Annotated in this window: 17 protein-coding genes and 2 pseudogenes; 10 read left to right on the forward strand and 9 right to left on the reverse strand. The window is 60.5% G+C overall.

What is annotated here, in order from left to right; genetic code table 11:
* Position 1: 1 nt before the first annotated feature.
* Positions 2-997, reverse strand: coding sequence for an AAA family ATPase (locus ACKJSM_RS09695; protein WP_410237307.1), 996 nt, complete (start codon positions 995-997; stop codon positions 2-4).
* A gap of 663 nt (positions 998-1,660) precedes the next feature.
* Here ACKJSM_RS09695 and ACKJSM_RS09700 point away from each other — a divergent pair.
* Positions 1,661-2,173: a Bro-N domain-containing protein gene (locus ACKJSM_RS09700; protein ID WP_410237308.1), complete on the forward strand. Its 513-nt coding sequence runs from the start codon at positions 1,661-1,663 to the stop codon at positions 2,171-2,173.
* Positions 2,174-2,277: 104 nt separating this feature from the next.
* On the opposite strand, the gene ACKJSM_RS09705 is transcribed toward ACKJSM_RS09700, so the two are convergent.
* A complete protein-coding gene (locus ACKJSM_RS09705; protein ID WP_039771800.1) occupies positions 2,278-2,730 on the reverse strand; it encodes an Lrp/AsnC family transcriptional regulator in 453 nt (150 codons plus the stop codon).
* A gap of 163 nt (positions 2,731-2,893) precedes the next feature.
* Here ACKJSM_RS09705 and yedA point away from each other — a divergent pair, with 163 nt between their 5' ends.
* Together yedA and ACKJSM_RS09715 are read left to right on the forward strand one after the other, a co-directional pair.
* Positions 2,894-3,844: a drug/metabolite exporter YedA gene (yedA, locus tag ACKJSM_RS09710; protein WP_410237309.1), complete on the forward strand. Its 951-nt coding sequence runs from the start codon at positions 2,894-2,896 to the stop codon at positions 3,842-3,844.
* Positions 3,845-3,909: 65 nt separating this feature from the next.
* Positions 3,910-5,250, forward strand: coding sequence for a DEAD/DEAH box helicase (locus tag ACKJSM_RS09715; RefSeq protein WP_221615898.1), 1,341 nt, complete (start codon positions 3,910-3,912; stop codon positions 5,248-5,250).
* A 38-nt stretch (positions 5,251-5,288) separates the two neighbouring features.
* On the opposite strand, the gene ACKJSM_RS09720 is transcribed toward ACKJSM_RS09715, so the two are convergent.
* Complete coding sequence (locus ACKJSM_RS09720; protein ID WP_410237310.1) at positions 5,289-6,530, reverse strand: TIGR03862 family flavoprotein; 1,242 nt, start codon at positions 6,528-6,530, stop codon at positions 5,289-5,291.
* Between the two features lie 175 nt (positions 6,531-6,705).
* Positions 6,706-7,626 (reverse strand): histone deacetylase, encoded by a 921-nt coding sequence (locus ACKJSM_RS09725; protein ID WP_410237311.1) that lies wholly within the window; start codon positions 7,624-7,626, stop codon positions 6,706-6,708.
* Between the two features lie 82 nt (positions 7,627-7,708).
* Between ACKJSM_RS09725 and ACKJSM_RS09730 the strand changes: the two genes are divergently transcribed.
* The 3 genes from ACKJSM_RS09730 to ACKJSM_RS09740 all read left to right on the forward strand — a co-directional run bounded on the left by ACKJSM_RS09730 (position 7,709) and on the right by ACKJSM_RS09740 (position 9,844).
* Positions 7,709-8,278 (forward strand): GNAT family N-acetyltransferase, encoded by a 570-nt coding sequence (locus ACKJSM_RS09730; RefSeq protein ID WP_236180347.1) that lies wholly within the window; start codon positions 7,709-7,711, stop codon positions 8,276-8,278.
* A gap of 106 nt (positions 8,279-8,384) precedes the next feature.
* Positions 8,385-9,254: an acyl-CoA thioesterase II gene (tesB, locus tag ACKJSM_RS09735; RefSeq protein ID WP_236180350.1), complete on the forward strand. Its 870-nt coding sequence runs from the start codon at positions 8,385-8,387 to the stop codon at positions 9,252-9,254.
* Entirely contained in the window at positions 9,251-9,844 is a 594-nt protein-coding gene (locus tag ACKJSM_RS09740) for an HAD family hydrolase (protein WP_410237312.1), read from the forward strand. The genes tesB and ACKJSM_RS09740 overlap by 4 nt, the downstream gene beginning before the upstream one ends.
* A gap of 28 nt (positions 9,845-9,872) precedes the next feature.
* On the opposite strand, the gene ACKJSM_RS09745 is transcribed toward ACKJSM_RS09740, so the two are convergent.
* The 4 genes and pseudogenes from ACKJSM_RS09745 to ACKJSM_RS09760 form a co-directional block, all read right to left on the reverse strand.
* Positions 9,873-10,826, reverse strand: a complete 954-nt coding sequence (locus ACKJSM_RS09745) for an alpha/beta hydrolase (protein WP_236180353.1) — start codon at positions 10,824-10,826, stop codon at positions 9,873-9,875.
* Positions 10,827-11,711, reverse strand: a complete 885-nt coding sequence (locus tag ACKJSM_RS09750) for a neutral zinc metallopeptidase (RefSeq protein WP_410237313.1) — start codon at positions 11,709-11,711, stop codon at positions 10,827-10,829.
* A gap of 190 nt (positions 11,712-11,901) precedes the next feature.
* Positions 11,902-12,021: pseudogene (locus ACKJSM_RS09755) on the reverse strand (aldo/keto reductase); the annotation flags it as partial.
* Positions 12,015-12,104: pseudogene (locus ACKJSM_RS09760) on the reverse strand (FAD-binding protein); the annotation flags it as partial. The pseudogenes ACKJSM_RS09755 and ACKJSM_RS09760, both read right to left, overlap by 7 nt.
* 177 nt (positions 12,105-12,281) lie before the next feature.
* Here ACKJSM_RS09760 and ACKJSM_RS09765 point away from each other — a divergent pair.
* The 3 genes from ACKJSM_RS09765 to ACKJSM_RS09775 all read left to right on the forward strand — a co-directional run bounded on the left by ACKJSM_RS09765 (position 12,282) and on the right by ACKJSM_RS09775 (position 14,717).
* A complete protein-coding gene (locus tag ACKJSM_RS09765; protein WP_410237314.1) occupies positions 12,282-13,058 on the forward strand; it encodes an IclR family transcriptional regulator in 777 nt (258 codons plus the stop codon).
* 180 nt (positions 13,059-13,238) lie between these two features.
* On the forward strand, positions 13,239-13,772 hold the full coding sequence (locus ACKJSM_RS09770; RefSeq protein WP_410237315.1) for a hypothetical protein: 534 nt from the start codon (positions 13,239-13,241) through the stop codon (positions 13,770-13,772).
* 66 nt (positions 13,773-13,838) lie between these two features.
* Positions 13,839-14,717: a DMT family transporter gene (locus ACKJSM_RS09775; protein ID WP_039771776.1), complete on the forward strand. Its 879-nt coding sequence runs from the start codon at positions 13,839-13,841 to the stop codon at positions 14,715-14,717.
* A 60-nt stretch (positions 14,718-14,777) separates the two neighbouring features.
* Here ACKJSM_RS09775 and ACKJSM_RS09780 read toward each other — a convergent pair whose 3' ends face one another.
* A complete protein-coding gene (locus tag ACKJSM_RS09780) occupies positions 14,778-16,115 on the reverse strand; it encodes an MFS transporter (RefSeq protein WP_410237316.1) in 1,338 nt (445 codons plus the stop codon).
* Between the two features lie 273 nt (positions 16,116-16,388).
* Between ACKJSM_RS09780 and quiC the strand changes: the two genes are divergently transcribed.
* On the forward strand, positions 16,389-18,290 hold the full coding sequence (gene quiC, locus ACKJSM_RS09785; protein ID WP_410237317.1) for a 3-dehydroshikimate dehydratase QuiC: 1,902 nt from the start codon (positions 16,389-16,391) through the stop codon (positions 18,288-18,290).
* Positions 18,291-18,362 lie beyond the last annotated feature (72 nt).

The following is an 18,362-nucleotide window of genomic DNA, read 5'->3' on the forward strand; positions in this document are numbered from 1 at the left end:
GTTACTCCATATTTTCCAATTGTTCTGTTTTGGCTGTTTGTAAAGGCAGTAGCTTTAGTTCGTTGGCAACAATTTTATTGATATTCGAATTTGGTTGGTCAAGGACGTACTGACGAATGATGTTTTTACAAAATTCTTCTACTTCAGAGAAGTTTGAGCCATGCAATCTTCTGGCTAAAGCAGATGACGTATGTCCAAACGAAACTTTTGATTTGATTTGATAGCGCTCAAACCACTCGGTCAGACGAGCCCTGGTAGGGCTCGGAATGTTAATTCGAACCTGAAATCTTCGCCATACTGCGCGGTCAAGTAGCTCGGCATGATTAGTTGCGCCGATGACAACTACGTGACTCGGGAGGTTGTCTATCTGTAACAGCAGTGAGCTAACTACACGTTTTATTTCACCAGTTTCGTGGGTGTCGCCGCGCTCTTTGCCGAGAGTTTCAAACTCATCGAAAAATAGTACGCACTTTCTACTTGCCGCATAGTCGAAAAGATTTTTTAAACGTACCGCTGTTTCACCAAGATATGTGCCTATTATGTTTTCATAACGCACTACTAATAGCGGAACCATTAGTGCTTCTGCAATGGCCTCGGCTAAAGAGGTTTTTCCATTTCCTGGTGGTCCTATTAGTAGAATTCTATTCCTAGGCTCTAAGTTGTAGGAGCGCAAAAGCTCAACGCGATGATGTTCCTGGATAAGACTTCTGCATATTTCGGAGATATCTTTCGGAAGTATTAAATCGTCAATTTTCCGTTGTGGGGTTTTTTCGCTAAAAAAATCAGCCTGACGACTCACTACGGCGATGCTGTTTGTGGGCGCCATGGAGGGTGCGTCCGGCGTATTGTTTAGGACGCTTTCTAGCCTGTCGGCGAGAATTTTATGCTGTTTTGAGCGCTCTTCAGCAATTAATGCTTCAGTTACCTTTCGTAATTTAGTCTTGTCGCCTCGTATTCCAGACTGAACAAGGCTAACAAGTAAGTCGGCCCGTGCCATTCATAATCTCCTAGCCTCATCACGTTACGTGTTGAAGCGCATTAATTTTGCCGCAGCTACTTTGACTCAGGGGAGGGACTTCAGTCCTAGTGTTTTTCCCTGAGAATATGGCTTCCGTGCAGCTTTTGGACGGCATTTTTGCATAGCCGCTGCCCTTGTGCTGGAGAATTAGCTGCAAATGGCTGATTTTCTTCCTTGAGTACAGAGGGGCTTCAGGATAGGACCGCATTCGGTTTTTTCCAGCTGTTGATATCACGACTGATCGAAAGCGCGTCGTGCCGATTTTGGACGTTGCATCAAATCCTCGAGCCCCTGGGTTGAGAGGTAACTCATTAGGTTTAATTGCGTTTTGGGATTGTCGATTACTCCTACTTAACATTAGGGAATGTCCGTCTTGCGCCCGGTCTTTCGGGTCTCTAACCTCTAGACGTCGCTGCCAATTCAGCGACCGGGACTGCAAGCCCGCTGATAGTTTGTTAGGAGACCACTGGCAAACCTATAATCGCGTCGCTTCAATTAGCGACCATCGATTTATGGTAGCTGTGTGCGGGAGACCTTCGGGTCTGCCGAGGTCTCCTACTCGGTCTTGCAGACCCGTGCACAGCTGCCACCCATCATCTGCAAGTGATGCTGGCAGCTCCGATATTCAAAAGGAGATTTGTCATGGTCAAGGTTGTCCCCACGCACGCTGAAGGTTTCGGTTCAGCATCCACCTGTGAAACGCCAATTCACCCCCAGTCGTTCATCCGTCATAACATTCAATTGAGGGCCACTCTGCAGCATTCGGAAGCCTGGTTCTGCGCCCGAGACATTGGTCGTCTCATGGGGCTGGAAATCAACGCGCGACAAGTGCTCAAGCTGCATGAGGACCAGCGGCAGATGATGTATCTGTCCGGAAATGACGGTGCTCAAGAGACGTTGATGCTGAGTGAGTCCGGGGTTTACGCAATGCTGGTTTATCACTACTGCCCGGAAAACCGTCACCTGCGCCGTTGGCTGACGCATCAGGTAGTGCCAATGCTTCATCAGGAATCGAAGTCAGCTTCTGGCCCTCATGTACGTTTGATGAGTTTTGCGGGCGAAACGTTGAAGCTCCTGCACTGGCGAAACGAGCCGTGGGTGCGCATGCGGGATATGCCGTATCTGGTGACACAGGAAGGGCGCGGCTACTGTTGAGGGCTTTCCACTGATTCAGCGATCAGAGATTGATTGCTGATCTGGTCAGTTGTCTGCGGGAGCCAGCCAACTCGCTCCCGCAGCAGATTTGGACTTATCTGTATTTACTTGCCGTTGCCCTCGATATGCCCCAACGGCACCCGCTTCTCTATCGCACTCGACAACACGATCGACGTCTTGCTGAAGCCGAATTTCGCCACCCGGTTGATCAGTTCTTCCAGCTCGGTCATCGAGCCCACGGCGGCCTGCATGATCACGCAGGGGTCGCCGGTGACGCGGTGGCATTCGGTCAATTGGGGAATTCTGATCAGTTCGTCGTACACCTTCGGGTTGCCGTGCTGGTTCAGGCGCAGTTCGATGACGCACTGGATCGGCAGGCCGAGCTTGGCCATGTCGACTTTGGCCGAGTAGCCGGTGATGACGCCGCTGGCCTCGAGTTTGGCCACGCGCTCGGCGACGGCGGGGGCGGAGAGGTTCACTTTGCGGGCGAGGTCGGCGTAGGACGCGCGACCGTTTTCGAGCAGGGCGCTGAGCAGCATGCGGTCGTATTTGTCCAAGGTCTAACTCCTGAAAATGCCAGACTTTCGAAATCGTGGTTTTGGCCGTCGATCTCCGTGTTTTCAAAAGTGTACCGGCGCTATAAACAGGTTTTGTAACTTATTTTTAGCGGTTGGCCTTTCTAGAATAACCCATCCCCTGAGTCTGACTTTCGAGCTGCCCATGTCCGCCTTGCGCCGTTTTTCCTTGCCCTTGATCGCCGCGTTTTTTGCGTTGTACGTGATTTGGGGATCGACCTATCTGGTGATCCGCATCGGCGTCGAATACTGGCCGCCGCTGATGCTCGGCGGCGTGCGCTTTGTGATTGCCGGCACGCTGATGTACGCCTTCCTGCGCTGGCGCGGGGCACCGGCGCCGACTTGGGCGCAGTGGAAAGCGGCGGGGATCATCGGGATTCTGCTGCTCAGTTTCGGCAACGGCGCGGTGACGCTGGCCGAGCACAGCGGCGTGGCGTCGGGGGTTGCCGCGCTGGCGGTGGCGACGGTGCCGCTGTTCACTTTGCTTTGCGGTTATTTCTGGGGCGCCCGCAACACCCGCCTGGAGTGGGCCGGGGTGGTGATGGGGATTATCGGCATCGCGATGCTCAACATGGGCTCCAACCTGCAATCGAGTCCGCTGGGCGCGGCGTTGCTGATTTTCGCGGCGGCGAGCTGGGCGTTCGGTTCGGTGTGGAGCAAGCACTTGCCGCTGCCCCAGGGTGCAATGGCCAGTGCCGTGGAAATGCTGGTGGGCGGCGTGGTGCTGTTGATCGGCAGCGCGGCCAGCGGTGAGCACCTGCAGGCCATGCCGCCGCTGGAAGGCTGGCTGGCGCTGGCGTACCTGATCTTCTTCGGCTCGATCATCGCCTTCAACGCTTACATGTATCTGTTGAAAAACGTTCGCCCGGCGGCGGCCACCAGCTATGCCTACGTCAACCCGGCGGTGGCGGTGTTGCTGGGGATCGTGTTTGTCGGCGAGACCATCGGCATCGAAGAGGCACTGGCGATGCTGGTGATCATCGGCGCGGTGGTGCTGATCAGTCTGCCACAGTGGCGGCGTCCGGCGCGGTCGCCGGTGGTCAGCGAGCCGGCTGCCGCAGCGACGGCCATAGCGACGGAGCAGCGTGGGAATTAGGGTAAACTGCGCGTCATCGCATACTTGTTTTGCACAACCGCTCTGATTTTTCCTACGGTACTCCCATGACTTTCGCCACCCTTGGCCTGATCGAACCCTTGCTGCGCTCCCTCGAGAAGCTCGGCTACCAGACCCCGACGCCGGTGCAGGCGCAAGCCATTCCGGCCGTGCTGGCCGGTCGCGACCTGATGGCCGCGGCCCAGACCGGCACCGGCAAGACCGCCGGTTTTGCCTTGCCGCTGTTGCAACTGTTGGCGATGGAAGGGCCGAAAGTCACCGCCAACTCGGTGCGTGCGCTGATTCTGGTGCCGACCCGCGAGCTGGCCGAGCAAGTCCACGAAGCCGTGCGCCAGTACGCTGAAAACCTGCCATTGCGTACTTACGCGGTGTACGGCGGCGTCAGCATCAACCCGCAGATGATGAAGCTGCGCGGCGGCGTCGATCTGTTGGTGGCGACCCCGGGCCGTTTGCTCGACCTGTTCCGCCAGAACGCACTGAAGTTCAACCAGTTGCAGACTCTGGTGCTGGACGAAGCCGACCGCATGCTTGACCTGGGCTTTTCCGAAGAGCTGGCGAACATCTATCGGGCGCTGCCGAAGAAACGCCAGACACTGCTGTTCTCCGCGACCTTCTCCGATGACATCCGCCTGCTGGCCGGGCAGATGCTCAACGATCCGCAGAGCATCGAAGTCAGCCCGCGCAACGTGGCCGCCAACACCGTCAAGCAATGGGTGGTGACGGTGGACAAGAAGCGCAAGCCGGAACTGTTCGTGCACCTGATGCGCAAGAACAAGTGGAAGCAGGTGCTGGTGTTCGCCAAGACCCGTAATGGTGTGGACGCGCTGGTCGAGAAGCTCCAGGGCCTGGGCGTGAACGCGGACGGCATCCACGGCGACAAGCCGCAGGCGACCCGGCAGCGGGCGCTGGACCGTTTCAAGCTGAGCGAAGTGCAAATTCTGGTGGCCACCGATGTGGCGGCCCGAGGTCTGGATATCGAAGACCTGCCGCTGGTGGTCAACTTTGATCTGCCGATTGTTGCCGAGGATTACATTCACCGTATCGGCCGCACTGGCCGAGCGGGTTCGACCGGTGAGGCGATTTCGCTGGTGTGCGCCGATGAAGTGAACATGTTGTCGGCCATTGAAATGCTGACTCGCAGCACATTGAAGCGTGAGATTGAGCCGGATTTCGTGCCGGAGCACCGCGTGCCGGACACCGATGCCAGCGGCCAGGTGATCAAGAAGCCGAAGAAACCGAAGAAGCCGAAAGCTTCCGGTGGCGGCGGTGGCAAGCGCAATCTGGGCAAGTGGGTGGACAGCGGCGAGACCCAGGCGCCGGAGCCTTCGATCAAGCCTGTACGCAAGGTGCCGGTGTTCAATACCGGGCCGCGTAAGCGTAAGCCTTAAGCGTCAGACAGGGTCGTTCCCGCGCAAGGCGGGAACGATCAGTTACGCTGTTTCAACCAATCCAGCATTCCAGCTCCGGCCGCCCGGCCACTGGCAAAACACGCCGTCAGCAGATACCCGCCAGTCGGCGCTTCCCAATCCAGCATTTCCCCCGCACAGAACACCCCCGGCAATGCCTTGAGCATCAAGCGCTCATCCATCGCCTCGAACGTCACGCCACCGGCACTGCTGATCGCTTCATCCAGCGGTCGGGTTTTCACCAGCGTCAGCGGCAAGGCCTTGATCGCCCGGGCCAGCAGCGCCGGATCGGCGAAGGTTGCGGCATCAGTGAGCTCTCGCAGCAACGCCGCTTTCACCCCGTCAATCCCGACCTGACTGTGCAGATGCTTGGCCATCGAGCGCGACCCCCGCGGTTTGCTCAATGCTGACTGCAATTTATCCACAGGTCGGCCGGGCAGCAGGTCGATGTGAATCGTCGCTGCACCGTGGACATTGATCGCCTCACGGATCGGTGCCGACAACGCGTAGATCAAGCTGCCCTCGATACCGGTCGCGGTGATCACGCATTCACCCAAGCGCGGAATGTCGTCATTCAAACCGATGGCGACATTTTTCAACGGCGCGCCGGCGAACTTGCTGACCATCACTTCGCTCCAGGCCTGCACCTCGAAGCCGCAATTACTCGGCTGCAACGGCGCCAGTCCTACCCCGCGTTGCTCCAGCGGCAGCATCCACGCGCCGTCGGAACCCAGTCGCGACCAGCTGCCGCCGCCGAGGGCGAGCAGGGTGGCGTCGGGGTTGAGGGTTTTCTCGCCTTCCGGGCTGTCGATGCGCAACGCGCCGCTTTCATCCCAGCCGAGCCAGCGGTGGCGGGTGTGGATAACCACGCCGCTGTCGCGCAGGCGCTTGAGCCAGGCGCGCAGCAGCGGTGCGGCTTTCATGTCGGTGGGGAACACCCGGCCGGAGCTGCCGACGAAGGTTTCGATGCCGAGTTCGTGAATCCAGCGGCACAGGGCCTCGGCGTCGAACGCGCGCAGCAGCGGGGCGATGTTCGGGGCGCGTTCGGCGTAGCGCGAGAGGAAGGCCGGGTAGGCTTCGGAATGGGTGATGTTCATGCCGCCGACCCCGGCCAGCAGGAACTTGCGGCCCACCGAGGGCATGCCGTCGTACAGGTCGACGCGGACTCCGCCCTGGCTCAGCACTTCGGCGGCCATCAGGCCGGCGGGGCCACCGCCGATGATGGCGACGTGAGCGGGAAGGGCGGCGGAAGTCTGGGTCATGGCAGCGGCAATAGCGTGGCGGAATAAGCCGCGCATTCTAGCAGCAGCGGCCATCGTCAGGCCTGATCAAAAAACAACCAGCGCGCTGCAGGCCATGTTCAGTGTGGGCTGCAGTCCCTTTCGCTCAGGTTATCCACAGGCCGTTCCACAGCCATTGTGGGTAACGCAGCACAACTCAATGACAACCCGATGACTGCCAGACGCGCTGCGCACTGTGGTGCAGGATGCCGTGGCGGCGGGCGAGGGCCTGGCGATCCTTGCTGTAACCGCCGCCGATCACGCCGACTATCGGGATGTCGCGGCCCAGGCAGTGGCGCATCACGCTTTCGTCGCGGGCGGCAACGCCTTCGTCGGTCAGTTGCAGATAACCAAGGGCGTCGTCCTTGTGTACGTCGACACCGGCGTCGTACAGCACCAGATCCGGCTGATACAGCGGCAGCAGATAGTTGAGCGCGTCGTCGACCACCTTCAGATAATCGGTGTCGCCCATGCCGTTGGGCAGCGGAATGTCCCAGTCGCTTTCAGCCTTGCGTGCAGGAAAGTTCTTTTCGCAGTGCAGGGAAACGGTGATCGCTTCCGGGGTGTTGTGCAGAATCCGCGCAGTGCCGTCGCCCTGATGCACGTCGCAATCGAAGATCAGCACCCGGTTCACCCGTCCGCTTTGCAGCAGGTAGTGGCTGATGATCGCCAGGTCATTGAAGATGCAGAACCCGGCGGGGTAATCGTAGTGGGCGTGATGAGTGCCGCCGGCCAGGTGACAGGCCAGGCCATGTTCCAGCGCTTTTTCCGCCGCCAGAATCGAACCGCCGACCGCCCGCACCGTGCGTCGCGCCAGGGCTTCGTTCCACGGCAGGCCGAGGCGCCGCTGGTCTTCGCGGGACAACTCGCCACTCATGTAGCGTTCGATATAACCGCGGTCATGGGCCAGGGCGAGAATGTCGGCAGGGCACAGCTCAGGGCGCAGCAGGTCTTCGTCGCGGGTCAGGCCGCTGTTCACCAGGTGATCGCGCAGCAGGCGGAACTTGTCCATGGGGAAGCGGTGATCCGCCGGAAATTCCGGGCTGTAGTCTTCGTGGTAGATCAGCGGCAACGGCATGGTGGACTATTCATAAGGGCTGCAGGAAAGAGTGCAAAGCCTAACAGCGATGTAGACTGACGGCATCAAGCGGAGGGGCGGGATGGAACCGATACTGGAGCTGCAAAGCGCAAGGCTGCTGATGCGCCAATGGCAGGACGAGGATTTGCCGGCGTTCGCGGCGATGTGCGCCGATCCGCAGGTGATGCGCTACTTTCCCGCGTCCTTGAGCCGGCTGGAAAGCGCCGCGCTGATCGGCCGGGTGCGCGGGCATTTTGCCGAGCACGGTTATGGCCTGTGGGCGCTGGAGCGCAAGGACACTGGCGAGTTCATCGGTTTTACCGGACTCGGCGTGGTCGGTTTCGATGCGCCGTTCACCCCGGCGGTGGAAATCGGCTGGCGGCTGGCCAAGGAACACTGGGGCCTCGGTTATGCCAGCGAAGCGGCGTGGACCGCGCTGCGCTGCGGTTTTGACCGTTTGGCCCTGAAGGAGATCGTGTCCTTCACCGCGCAGAGCAATCTGCCGTCGGAAAAAGTCATGCAGGCGATCGGCATGCATCACGATCCGTCCGACGATTTCGATCACCCGAAACTGGCGGTCGACCATCCGTTGCGTCGACATGTGTTGTACCGCATCACCCGGGAGCAATGGCTGCAGACCTTGCATGGCTAAGCCGACACGGACGTTTACAATGGCGCGATCAGTGGCTCGCGCCAGAATCTGAATTGGCCGCCGCAGCCAAGACTGCGCGGCATAGCGTTGTGTGAGGAGAGTCTGAATGAGCCAAGTGTTGGAAGATCTGGTGGATCTGCTGACCCTCGAACCGATCGAGGAAAACCTGTTCCGTGGTCGCAGTCAGGATCTGGGCTTTCGCCAGTTGTTCGGCGGCCAGGTGCTCGGCCAGTCGCTGTCGGCGGCCAGTCAGACCGTTGAAGAAGCGCGCCATGTGCATTCGATGCACGGTTATTTTCTGCGTCCGGGCGATGCCAAGTTGCCGGTGGTCTACTCGGTTGATCGCGTGCGGGATGGCGGCAGTTTCAGCACCCGCCGCGTGACGGCGATCCAGAAGGGCCACCCGATTTTCACCTGCAGCGCTTCGTTCCAGTACGACGAAGCAGGCTTCGAGCACCAGAGCCAGATGCCCCAGGTGGTCGGCCCGGAAAACCTGCCGTCGGAGCTGGAACTGACCCAGCAACGCGCGCACCTGATCCCGGAGCACATGCGCGAAAAGCTGCTGTGCCCGAAGCCGATCGAAGTGCGCCCGGTCACTGAAAAAGACCCGTACAACCCGCAACCGGCGGACCCGATCAAGTACGTGTGGTTCCGTGCCGACGGTGCATTGGCCGACATCCCGGCGCTGCACAAATACCTGCTGGCCTACGCTTCGGACTTCGGCCTGCTGACCACCTCGATGCTGCCGCATGGCAAATCGGTCTGGCAGAAAGACATGCAGGTCGCCAGCCTCGACCACGCGCTGTGGTTCCATAACGATCTGCGTGCCGATGACTGGTTGCTCTACGCCATGGACAGTCCGTGGGCCGGCAATTCCCGCGGCTTCTCCCGTGGCAGCGTGTTCAACCGCGCCGGGCAACTGGTGGCGTCGGTGACTCAGGAAGGCCTGATCCGCCATCGCAAGGACTGGGCATGAGTCTGGCGGACCTGCGGCACTGGGTGTTCGACATGGACGGCACCCTGACCGTCGCCGTGCACGACTTCGCCGCGATCCGCGTGGCGCTGGCGATCCCGCCGGAAGACGACATTCTCACCCACCTTGCGGGATTGCCCGCCGATGAAGCGGCGGTGAAACATGCGTGGCTGCTGGAGCATGAGCGGGATCTGGCGCTCGGCTCGACCCCGGCAGTCGGCGCGGTGGAGCTGGTGCGTGATCTGCACGCGCGGGGTTATCGCCTTGGCATCCTGACCCGCAATGCGCGGGAGCTGGCCCATGTCACACTGGAAGCCATCGGCCTTGCTGACTGCTTTGCGGTGGAGGATGTGCTGGGCCGCGATGAAGCACCGCCGAAGCCGCATCCGGGTGGTTTGCTGAAACTGGCCGAGGCCTGGCAAGTGCCGGCGAGCGAGATGGTGATGGTCGGTGATTACCGGTTTGATCTAGATTGCGGCCGGGCGGCGGGCACCCACACGGTGTTGGTGAACCTGCCGGATAATCCGTGGCCTGGGCTGACCGACTGGCATGCGAAGGATTGTGTGGAGTTGCGGCGAATGCTGTTCGCCTGAAAAAAACGGGGGCTTGGGCCCCCGTTTTTTATTGCTCGAATATCGCTTTCTGGCCTTCCGGCGAGGTCAGCATGCCGTCGCCGTCATGCCCGACGCCGGGCACTTCGATCAGGCGCTGATTCACCCCTTCAGGGTGGCGGCGCAGCAAGTAACCGAAAAACAGCTTGCCGCGCTCCAGTCGATAAGCTCCCTGGGCTTTGGCGGCGCAACTCTTGTCCAGTGCCGGGTGCTGCGGGTCGGTGTCCTGCTGGCCCAACAGATAGATCACCTCGCGTTTGACGTAACGGCCTTCAAGCTGCGCGGGCGTTTGCCCACCCGAGTAGATCGGCGGATCCATCAGACCGTACTTCCAGCGGTTGAAACCGGGGCACTTCGCATGATCGAACGCCACCGGGCGTTGCTCATTGAAATAGGCGTACGACGATGGGTTGGCCACCACGTAACGCAAGCGAATGCCTTCGCTCTTCAGCGCCGGCTGATCCTGGGCCAGCAACGCATAACGCTGCACCACCTGGGCGCCGCCGGAGTGACCGAAGATCACGATCTGCCTTACGTCCGGAAACTGTTTGCGATCGCTCAACCGCCCGACGATTTCGTCCAGTGCGGCGTAGGAACTCAGCGGGTTCGGCCCTGTGGATAACCCGCCGCCCATCCAGTCGTTGCCTTGCCAGCGCAGCACGCTGGCGGGTAACGAGTAGAGCGCCACATCGCTTTCGTTGAGAAACTGCGGCGCGATCACCAGGGTGTTGGCGGTTTGCCCGGCCAGTTCCGCCGCGACTTCGCCGCTTTTGCGATAGGTCTCGGCGTTGCGCAGACGGCCATGAATGACGATCAGCACGCGCTCGATTTTCGCCGGCGCCGGGCCGATGCCCACCGCCATTTCACCGGCCTGCAATTGCAGACGCCCGGGACTGATTGCGTCGACGCCAGCCGCTTGGGCGGTACCGCCGATGAACAGTAAAGCCAACAGCCATTTATGCATTTACAGGTTTTTCGCCGCAAAGGTATCGCACTGGCCGACCTGGCCCTGAGCGAATCCGGTTTTGAACCAGCGCACCCTTTGCGCCGACGTACCGTGAGTAAACGAGTCCGGCACCACGCGGCCCTGACCCTGTTGTTGCAAGCGATCATCACCGATGGCGTTCGCCGCGTTCAAGGCTTCTTCGATGTCGCCCGGTTCCAGCCAGTTCAGGCGCTTCTGGGCGTTGTAGGCCCAGACGCCGGCCAGGCAGTCGGCTTGCAGTTCCTGACGCACCAACAGACCGCCGTCGCCTTCCATCTGCCGGCCTTGCTGACGGGCTGTCTGAATTTTCGCCGAGACGCCGAGAAGCGTCTGCACATGGTGTCCGACTTCGTGAGCGATCACGTAGGCCTGGGCGAAGTCGCCGGCGGCCTTGAAACGCTGAGCCATTTCCTGGAAGAACGCCATGTCCAGATAGACTTTCTGGTCTGCCGGGCAATAGAACGGGCCGGAAGCCGAGGTCGCCAGACCGCAGGCGGAATTGACCCGATTGCTGAACAGCACCAGGGTCGGGTCCTTATATTGGCGGCCCGCCTGTTGAAAGATCGAGCCCCAGGTGTCTTCGGTGTCGCCGAGGATCGAGCGCACGAATTCGGCCTGTTCATCGTTGGCCGGCGGCGCCTGACGGGTTTGCGAAGTGGGGGCCGATGGTTCGGTCATCTGCCCGGTGAGCTGGCCGAGGATCTGCAGCGGATCCTGCCCGGTGATCCAGCCGATGCCAACGATCAGCAGGATCGCCCCCAGGCTCAGCCCCTTGCCACCGCCGAAGCGCATGCCGCCGCCACCCATATCATCGCCACGGGCATCGACGACGTTGTCACTGCGTCGGCCTTTTTTCCATAGCATGTGGGAATCCTCTGTTTGATCGTGGTGATGAGTGTTGCTGGTGTGTGAGTGTGGCGCCAGTCCGGTCGTCCGTCCATTCGCACACACGCACCAAGGCCCGGCCTCAGGGTGACGAGGTCGGGCCTGTTATTGACGAGCACGGGCGCCGGGAATTCAATCCGCCGACGGATTTCTTTCACCGGTTCAGGTATCAGCGGTCGGAGGCATCCCACACCGGCGCGAAGTCCGGGCTCACCTGACGTTCGCGCTTGGACAACGCGGCGACCAGCGCCCGCTCGTCGTCATTCAGTTCGACGTTCAGTGATGCCAGGCGGCGGTGACGGCGGCCGACAAGCCGGCGGCGCCGGAGCCGACCACCAGAACGTCGCAGTCGATATCGGGAAGGGCAGGCATCAGCAAAGGCTCTAGCAATCATTTATTTTTAGAATGTGGTTCCAGAAAATAACCAGCGCGAGCAAAGCAGATAAACCGACTGAAGCGCAAAGTGGGCGGTTATCGGACGTCAGGTTCCAGATTTCGCATTCCTCGGGATGTCTTCTAGAATCGGCGAAATTTCACCGAGAGCGCACCATGGCCGGCAGTCAAATCGAACGGGTTTTCAGCGTGCTGGAAAGCCTCACCAGTGATCCGCGCGGGCTGCCGCTGCAGACCCTGGCCGAGCAACTGGACATTCCGAAGAGCGCGACGCATCGCCTGCTCGCCGAGCTGATCCGCCTGGGTTATGTGCGGCAGAACCCGGAGACGTTGCGTTATCAACTGTCGACCAAACTGGTTGCGATGGGCTTTCAATACCTGTCGAGCAGCGGTGCCGACATCGTGCAGCCGGTGCTCGATCGCCTGGCTCAGGAAACCGGTGAACTGGTGCGTCTGGGGGTGATCGACGGCGAGCGCCAGACCTGGATCGCCAAGGCCCAGGGCGCGCGCACCGGCCTGCGTTACGATCCGGACATGGGCCGCGACGCGCCGCTGTTCTACACCGCGTCGGGCCATGCGTGGCTGGCGTGCATGAGCGACGCCGAGGCGTTGTCGCTGGTCGAACGCCAGGGCGCGGAGGTGCCGGCGGATATCGGGCCCAACGCGCCGCGCTCCAATATTGAACTGCTCGAACGCCTGCGGGTGGCGCGGGAGCAGGGCTATGCCTGTGTGGAAGAAAGCTCGGCGGTGGGCACTTCGGCGATTGCCGCCGTGGTCAAACACCCTGCCGATGGCCGGGTGATTGGCGTGCTGAGCATCGCCGGGCCAAGCGCACGGATGCCGGCGGCGCGCTTGCATGAACTGGCGCCGTTGCTGCTGACGTTTACCGAGGAGTTGTCGGCGGCGAGCCTGGCGTCGGAGTTGTTCGTTTAAGCAAAGCTGTGCGCTGTTCGCCCACTTTTCAATCGGGCGGGTGTGAGAATCTGGAACCGGGTTCTAAATTATCGTTAGAGGACTTTTTCCATACCAATCACTAGAGGATCGCACCTTGAACCCGCTCCTTCGAATCGGCATTGGTTGCGTCACTTCTTCCGAACGGGTCGTGGCGCGGCCATGATCGAACGAATCCTGTCCCTGGCCAGCCTGACGGTACTGGAGCTGTCGCCGCCCGAGGAATATCACGTTCCACTGGTAGCCGATGACGGGTTGCGGCGTCAGACACTGGTGCGTTTACGTGACACCGGTATCGGTGTACTCGACGTGGAAATCCTGCGCTTGAAACCGCAGACGGTGGTCGCGGATGTCGAGCCACTGCTCAGCGTCGGCGCGCAGTTCGGTGCCAGCGAGTTGCTGGTCGCCGGTAACGATCCCGACGAACAGCGGCTCACCGATAACTTTGCGGCACTGTGCGATCTGGCCGGGCCGAGGCCGACGGACATGGCCGAGATCTTGCGTCAGGCCCGCAACGAACGACGGTTTCCCGGCGAGGGCGATTGTGACCTGATCGGCTTGTTGCGCAGTCTTGCGGCTGACCTTCCCCTGAGTCTGGAAATTCCCACGGTCAAATGGCTGGAGCAGGGCGTGAGCGGATTGCAGCGGACGCAAATGGCGATCGACCGGACACGGGAATTGTTGGCCCGGCTTTAAGTCTGCTTCAAGGGGCGAGGGCGCACGCATGCTCGTCACCGTTTATTTTTCATTCAGAGAGAGCCCATGACCGTCAGCACTCCGCTTTCCGGCGTCAACCAACCCTTCAAGGGGATCTTGTTGATTGTCGTGGCAACCTTCCTGTTCTCCAGTCACGACGCGCTGTCGAAATACCTTTCGGGTTTTTATCCGATCGTCATGGTGGTGTGGGCACGGTATCTGGTGCACACACTGCTGATGGCCGGGATTTTCCTGCCGCAGTCCGGGCTGCGCGTGCTGCGCACCAAACGCCCGTTATGGCAATTGGCGCGGGCGTTGTGCCTGTTGGGCACCAGTCTGTTTTTCACCACGGCGTTGCTGTACATACCGCTGGCCGAAGCCACGGCGGTCAACTTTCTTGCGCCGGTGCTGGTGACAGCGCTGTCGGTGCCGCTGCTCAAGGAACGGGTGACGCGCGGCCAGTGGATCGCGGTGGTGTGCGGGTTTATCGGGGTGCTGATCATCGTCCATCCGGGCGGTGACCTGTTCACCCCGGCGATTCTCTTGCCGTTCTGCTCTGCGCTGTTTTTCTGCTTCTATCAATTGCTCACCCGCAAGCTGGCGGAAGTCGACAGCCCGACCACCAGCAACTTTTTCGCCGGGTTGTGCAACACGCTGGTGATGAGTGCGCTGGTGCCGTTCTTCTGGCAGGTGCCGAGCCTGGGGCATGCGTTGTTGATGCTGGCGCTGGGCAGTTGCGGAATGACCGCGCACTTGTTTCTGACCCAGGCGTTCCGCCATGCCGCGCCGGCGTTGCTGGCGCCGTTCGGTTATTGCCAGATCGTGTTTGCAGGGTTGTTGGGCTGGCTGCTGTTTGCTCACACACCGACCCTGATGACGGTGATCGGGATCGCGGTGATCTGTTGCAGCGGATTGGCGGCAGCGTGGCAGCAGAGCCGGCGCTGAAAGCAAAACCGGCCTGAAATCAGGCCGGTCGGTACAGGAAGGCTACTCGATATTGAAAGGCTACTCGGTAACGGTAGGAATCTTGCGCGGTGCCATGAAGTACATCCAGGTCAGGGCAATGAAGTACATCGCCGGAATCAGGGTGAACAGCACGGTGTAGTTGTTGTGGGTGACGGTCAGGATGTGGCCGACGACCTGGGTCATGAACATCCCGCCGATCGCCGCGCACATGCCGCCGAAACCGAACACCGTGCTCATCATGTGCTTGGGTGTGTAGTCCATCACCAGGCTCCAGATGTTGGCGGTCCAGGCCTGATGCGCGCCGATGGCCAGGGAGATGGCGGCGACGGCGACCCACAGGTTGGCGGAACCGGCGGCCATGACCACGCCGATGATGCAGCAGGCAAACAGGAACATCGACAGCAGCCGCGCCTTGATCGAGTTCATGCCGCGTCCGATCAGGAACGAAGACAGAATCCCGCCGCCCACGCTGCCGAAGTCGGCAGTGACGTAGATGATGATCAGCGGAATGCCCATCTGGGTGACGTTGATGCCCAGGTTGTATTGCTGATTGAGAAACGGCGGCAGCCAGTACAGGTAGAACCAGAACACCGGCGCGGTCAGCGAATAGGCGAGGGCGAAGGCCCAGGTACCGCGCATCCGCAGGATTTTCGAGAACGGCACGCGGGCCTGTTCCGGTTCGACTTCTTTCTGTATGTATTCCAGCTCCGACTGTTTCACGCTCGGGTGATCTTCCGGATTGAAATACTTCAGGCCCCAGAACAACAGCCAGATCCCGCCCAGTGCCGCCATGCACAGGAACGCGGCCTGCCAGCCCCACACGTGAAGGACCAGCGGCAGCAGCATCGGGGTGAACATCGCACCGACGTTGGTGCCGGCGTTGAAGATACCCGTGGCGACGGCGCGTTCACCGGCCGGGAACCACAGGCGCGTGGTCTTCACGCAGGCCGGGTAGTTGGCCGCTTCGGTCAGGCCGAGGATGAACCGGCAGACCATAAAGCCCACCGCCGAGGTCGCCAGTCCGTGGGCGCCGGTGGCCAGGCTCCAGAGCAGCACCGCGCAGAAGAACACGCGCTTGACGCCGACCCGGTCGATCAGCCGTCCTTGCAGCACGAAGCCGATCGCGTAGCCGACCTGAAACCAGAAGTTGATATTGGCGTAGTCCATCGCCGTCCAGCTCATTTCCTTGGCGAGGATCGGCTGCATGACGCCGAGGGCGGCGCGGTCGATGTAATTGAGGGTGGTGGCGAAAAACACCAGCGCCAGCATACCCCAACGGGTCTTGCCGACGGCCATGGCGCCGCGGATCTTGTCGCCGATGCCACCCGTGGCAGTGCTCATGGCCGGAGCCATGCGGGAAGTCTGTGAAGGAATCATGTGTTCCACCCGTTTTTGGATTTGTTATTTGGTGTGCTGTTGTTGTGCACGCTGCGACCGGTGGTTCAGTTCCGGACTCAAGGTGAGACGGATGTTGGGCAGTGGACGAAAAATCGTCAATTCGCCAAACCGGCATTGTGTTCGATAATCGCACGCAAAACTAACCGGGTAGTACAGTTTAAATTGCTCAATGAAAAACCGGGACCAATAATTCGCTCACCCTATAAAAGCGGCGCAATTTTCGTAGCCGACGTCTCCACCGGGAGTTGAAACATGCAGCGATCCATTGCCACCGTCTCCTTGAGCGGAACCCTGCCGGAAAAACTCGAAGCCATTGCTGCCGCCGGGTTCGACGGGGTGGAGATTTTCGAGAACGATCTTCTGTATTACGACGGCAGCCCCCGGGAAATCCGGCAGATGTGCGCCGACCTCGGGATTGCCATCACCCTGTTCCAGCCGTTCCGCGATTTCGAAGGTTGCCGCCGCGATCGCCTGGAGCGCAACCTGGAGCGGGCCGAGCGCAAGTTCGACCTGATGCAGGAACTGGGCACCGACCTGGTGCTGGTCTGCAGCAATGCCTCACCCGACAGTCTCGGCGATCAGCAGATCGTCGTTGACGACCTGCGTCTGCTGGCCGAACGCGCTGGCGCTCGTGGCTTGCGCATCGGTTATGAGGCGCTGGCCTGGGGCCGTCATGTGAACACTTATCAACAGGTCTGGGACATTGTGCGTCAGGCCGATCACCCGGCCCTCGGCGTGTTGCTCGACAGCTTCCACACCTTGTCGCTCAAGGGCGATCCACGGGCGATTGCCGAGATTCCCGGCGACAAGATTTTCTTCGTGCAGATGGCTGATGCACCGATCCTGGCGATGGACGTGCTGGAGTGGAGCCGGCATTTCCGCTGCTTCCCGGGGCAGGGCGAATTCGATCTGCCGGGTTTTCTCGCGCCGATCATCCAGAGCGGCTACACCGGGCCGCTGTCGCTGGAAATCTTCAACGACGGCTTCCGCGCCGCGCCGCCCAGGGCCAATGCCGCCGACGGTCTGCGTTCGCTCCTTTATCTGGAGGAGAAAACCCGCCAGCGTCTGGAGCAGGAAAACCGTCCTGTGGATAACCGCAAAATCCTCTTCGAAACACCGAAGGCCAGCGAATACAACGGCATTGAGTTTCTTGAGTTCGCCGTGGATGAAAGCCTGGGCGCCAAGCTGTCGAACTGGCTGGAACGGTTGGGTTTCGTCAAGGCCGGCCAGCATCGTTCCAAGAGCGTCAGCCTGTTGCGCCAGGGTGATATCAACCTGATCCTCAACTCTGAACCCTATTCGTTCGGCCACAGCTTTTTCGAGGCCCACGGCCCGTCGCTGTGCGCCACCGCCGTGCGGGTCAAGGACAGCACCAGCGCGCTGGCTCGCGCTGTCGCCTATAAAGGTCAGCCCTATCGCGGGCTGGTCGGCCCCAACGAGCTGGAGCTGGCGGCGGTGCGTGCGCCGGACGGCAGTCTGATTTATCTGGTGGATCAGGAGGCGGATGTCTACGGCACCGACTTCAATCTGCTGCCGGACGCGGTAGCCCGCGGCGGCCTCAAACGCATCGATCACATGGCCATGGCGCTGCCGGCGGACAGCCTCGACAGTTGGGTGCTGTTCTACAAGAGCCTGCTGGATTTCGAGGCCGACGATGAGGTGGTGTTGCCCGATCCCTACGGTCTGGTGAAGAGCCGCGCGCTGCGCAGTCGTGACAGTTCGATCCGTCTGCCGCTGAACATTTCCGAGAACCGCAACACCGCGATCTCACACGCGCTGTCGAGTTATCGCGGCTCCGGGGTGCATCACATCGCCTTCGATTGCGACGATATCTTTGCTGAAGTCAGCCGGGCGAAAGAGGCAGGCGTGCCGCTGCTGGATATTCCGCTCAACTATTACGACGATCTGGCGGCGCGCTTCGATTTTGATGACGAATTTCTCAGCGAGTTGGCGTACTACAACGTGTTGTATGACCGTGATGCGCAGGGCGGCGAGTTGTTTCACGTCTACACCGAGCCGTTCGAAGGGCGCTTCTTCTTCGAGATCATCCAGCGCAAGAACGGTTACGCCGGCTATGGCGCGGCCAACGTCGCGGTACGGCTGGCGGCGATGGCCAAATCACGCAGTGGTGCCGTTCGCCAGGCGAAGTTGTAGGAAATTCGTAAACGCGGGATCAAACACCGGTCGCGCGGCTTCCTTCACTGGGGCGCGCGGCCCATAATCGCC

Source organism: Pseudomonas sp. PHC1, assembly GCF_046487845.1.
In the GTDB taxonomy this organism is placed as follows: Bacteria; Pseudomonadota; Gammaproteobacteria; order Pseudomonadales; family Pseudomonadaceae; genus Aquipseudomonas; species Aquipseudomonas sputi.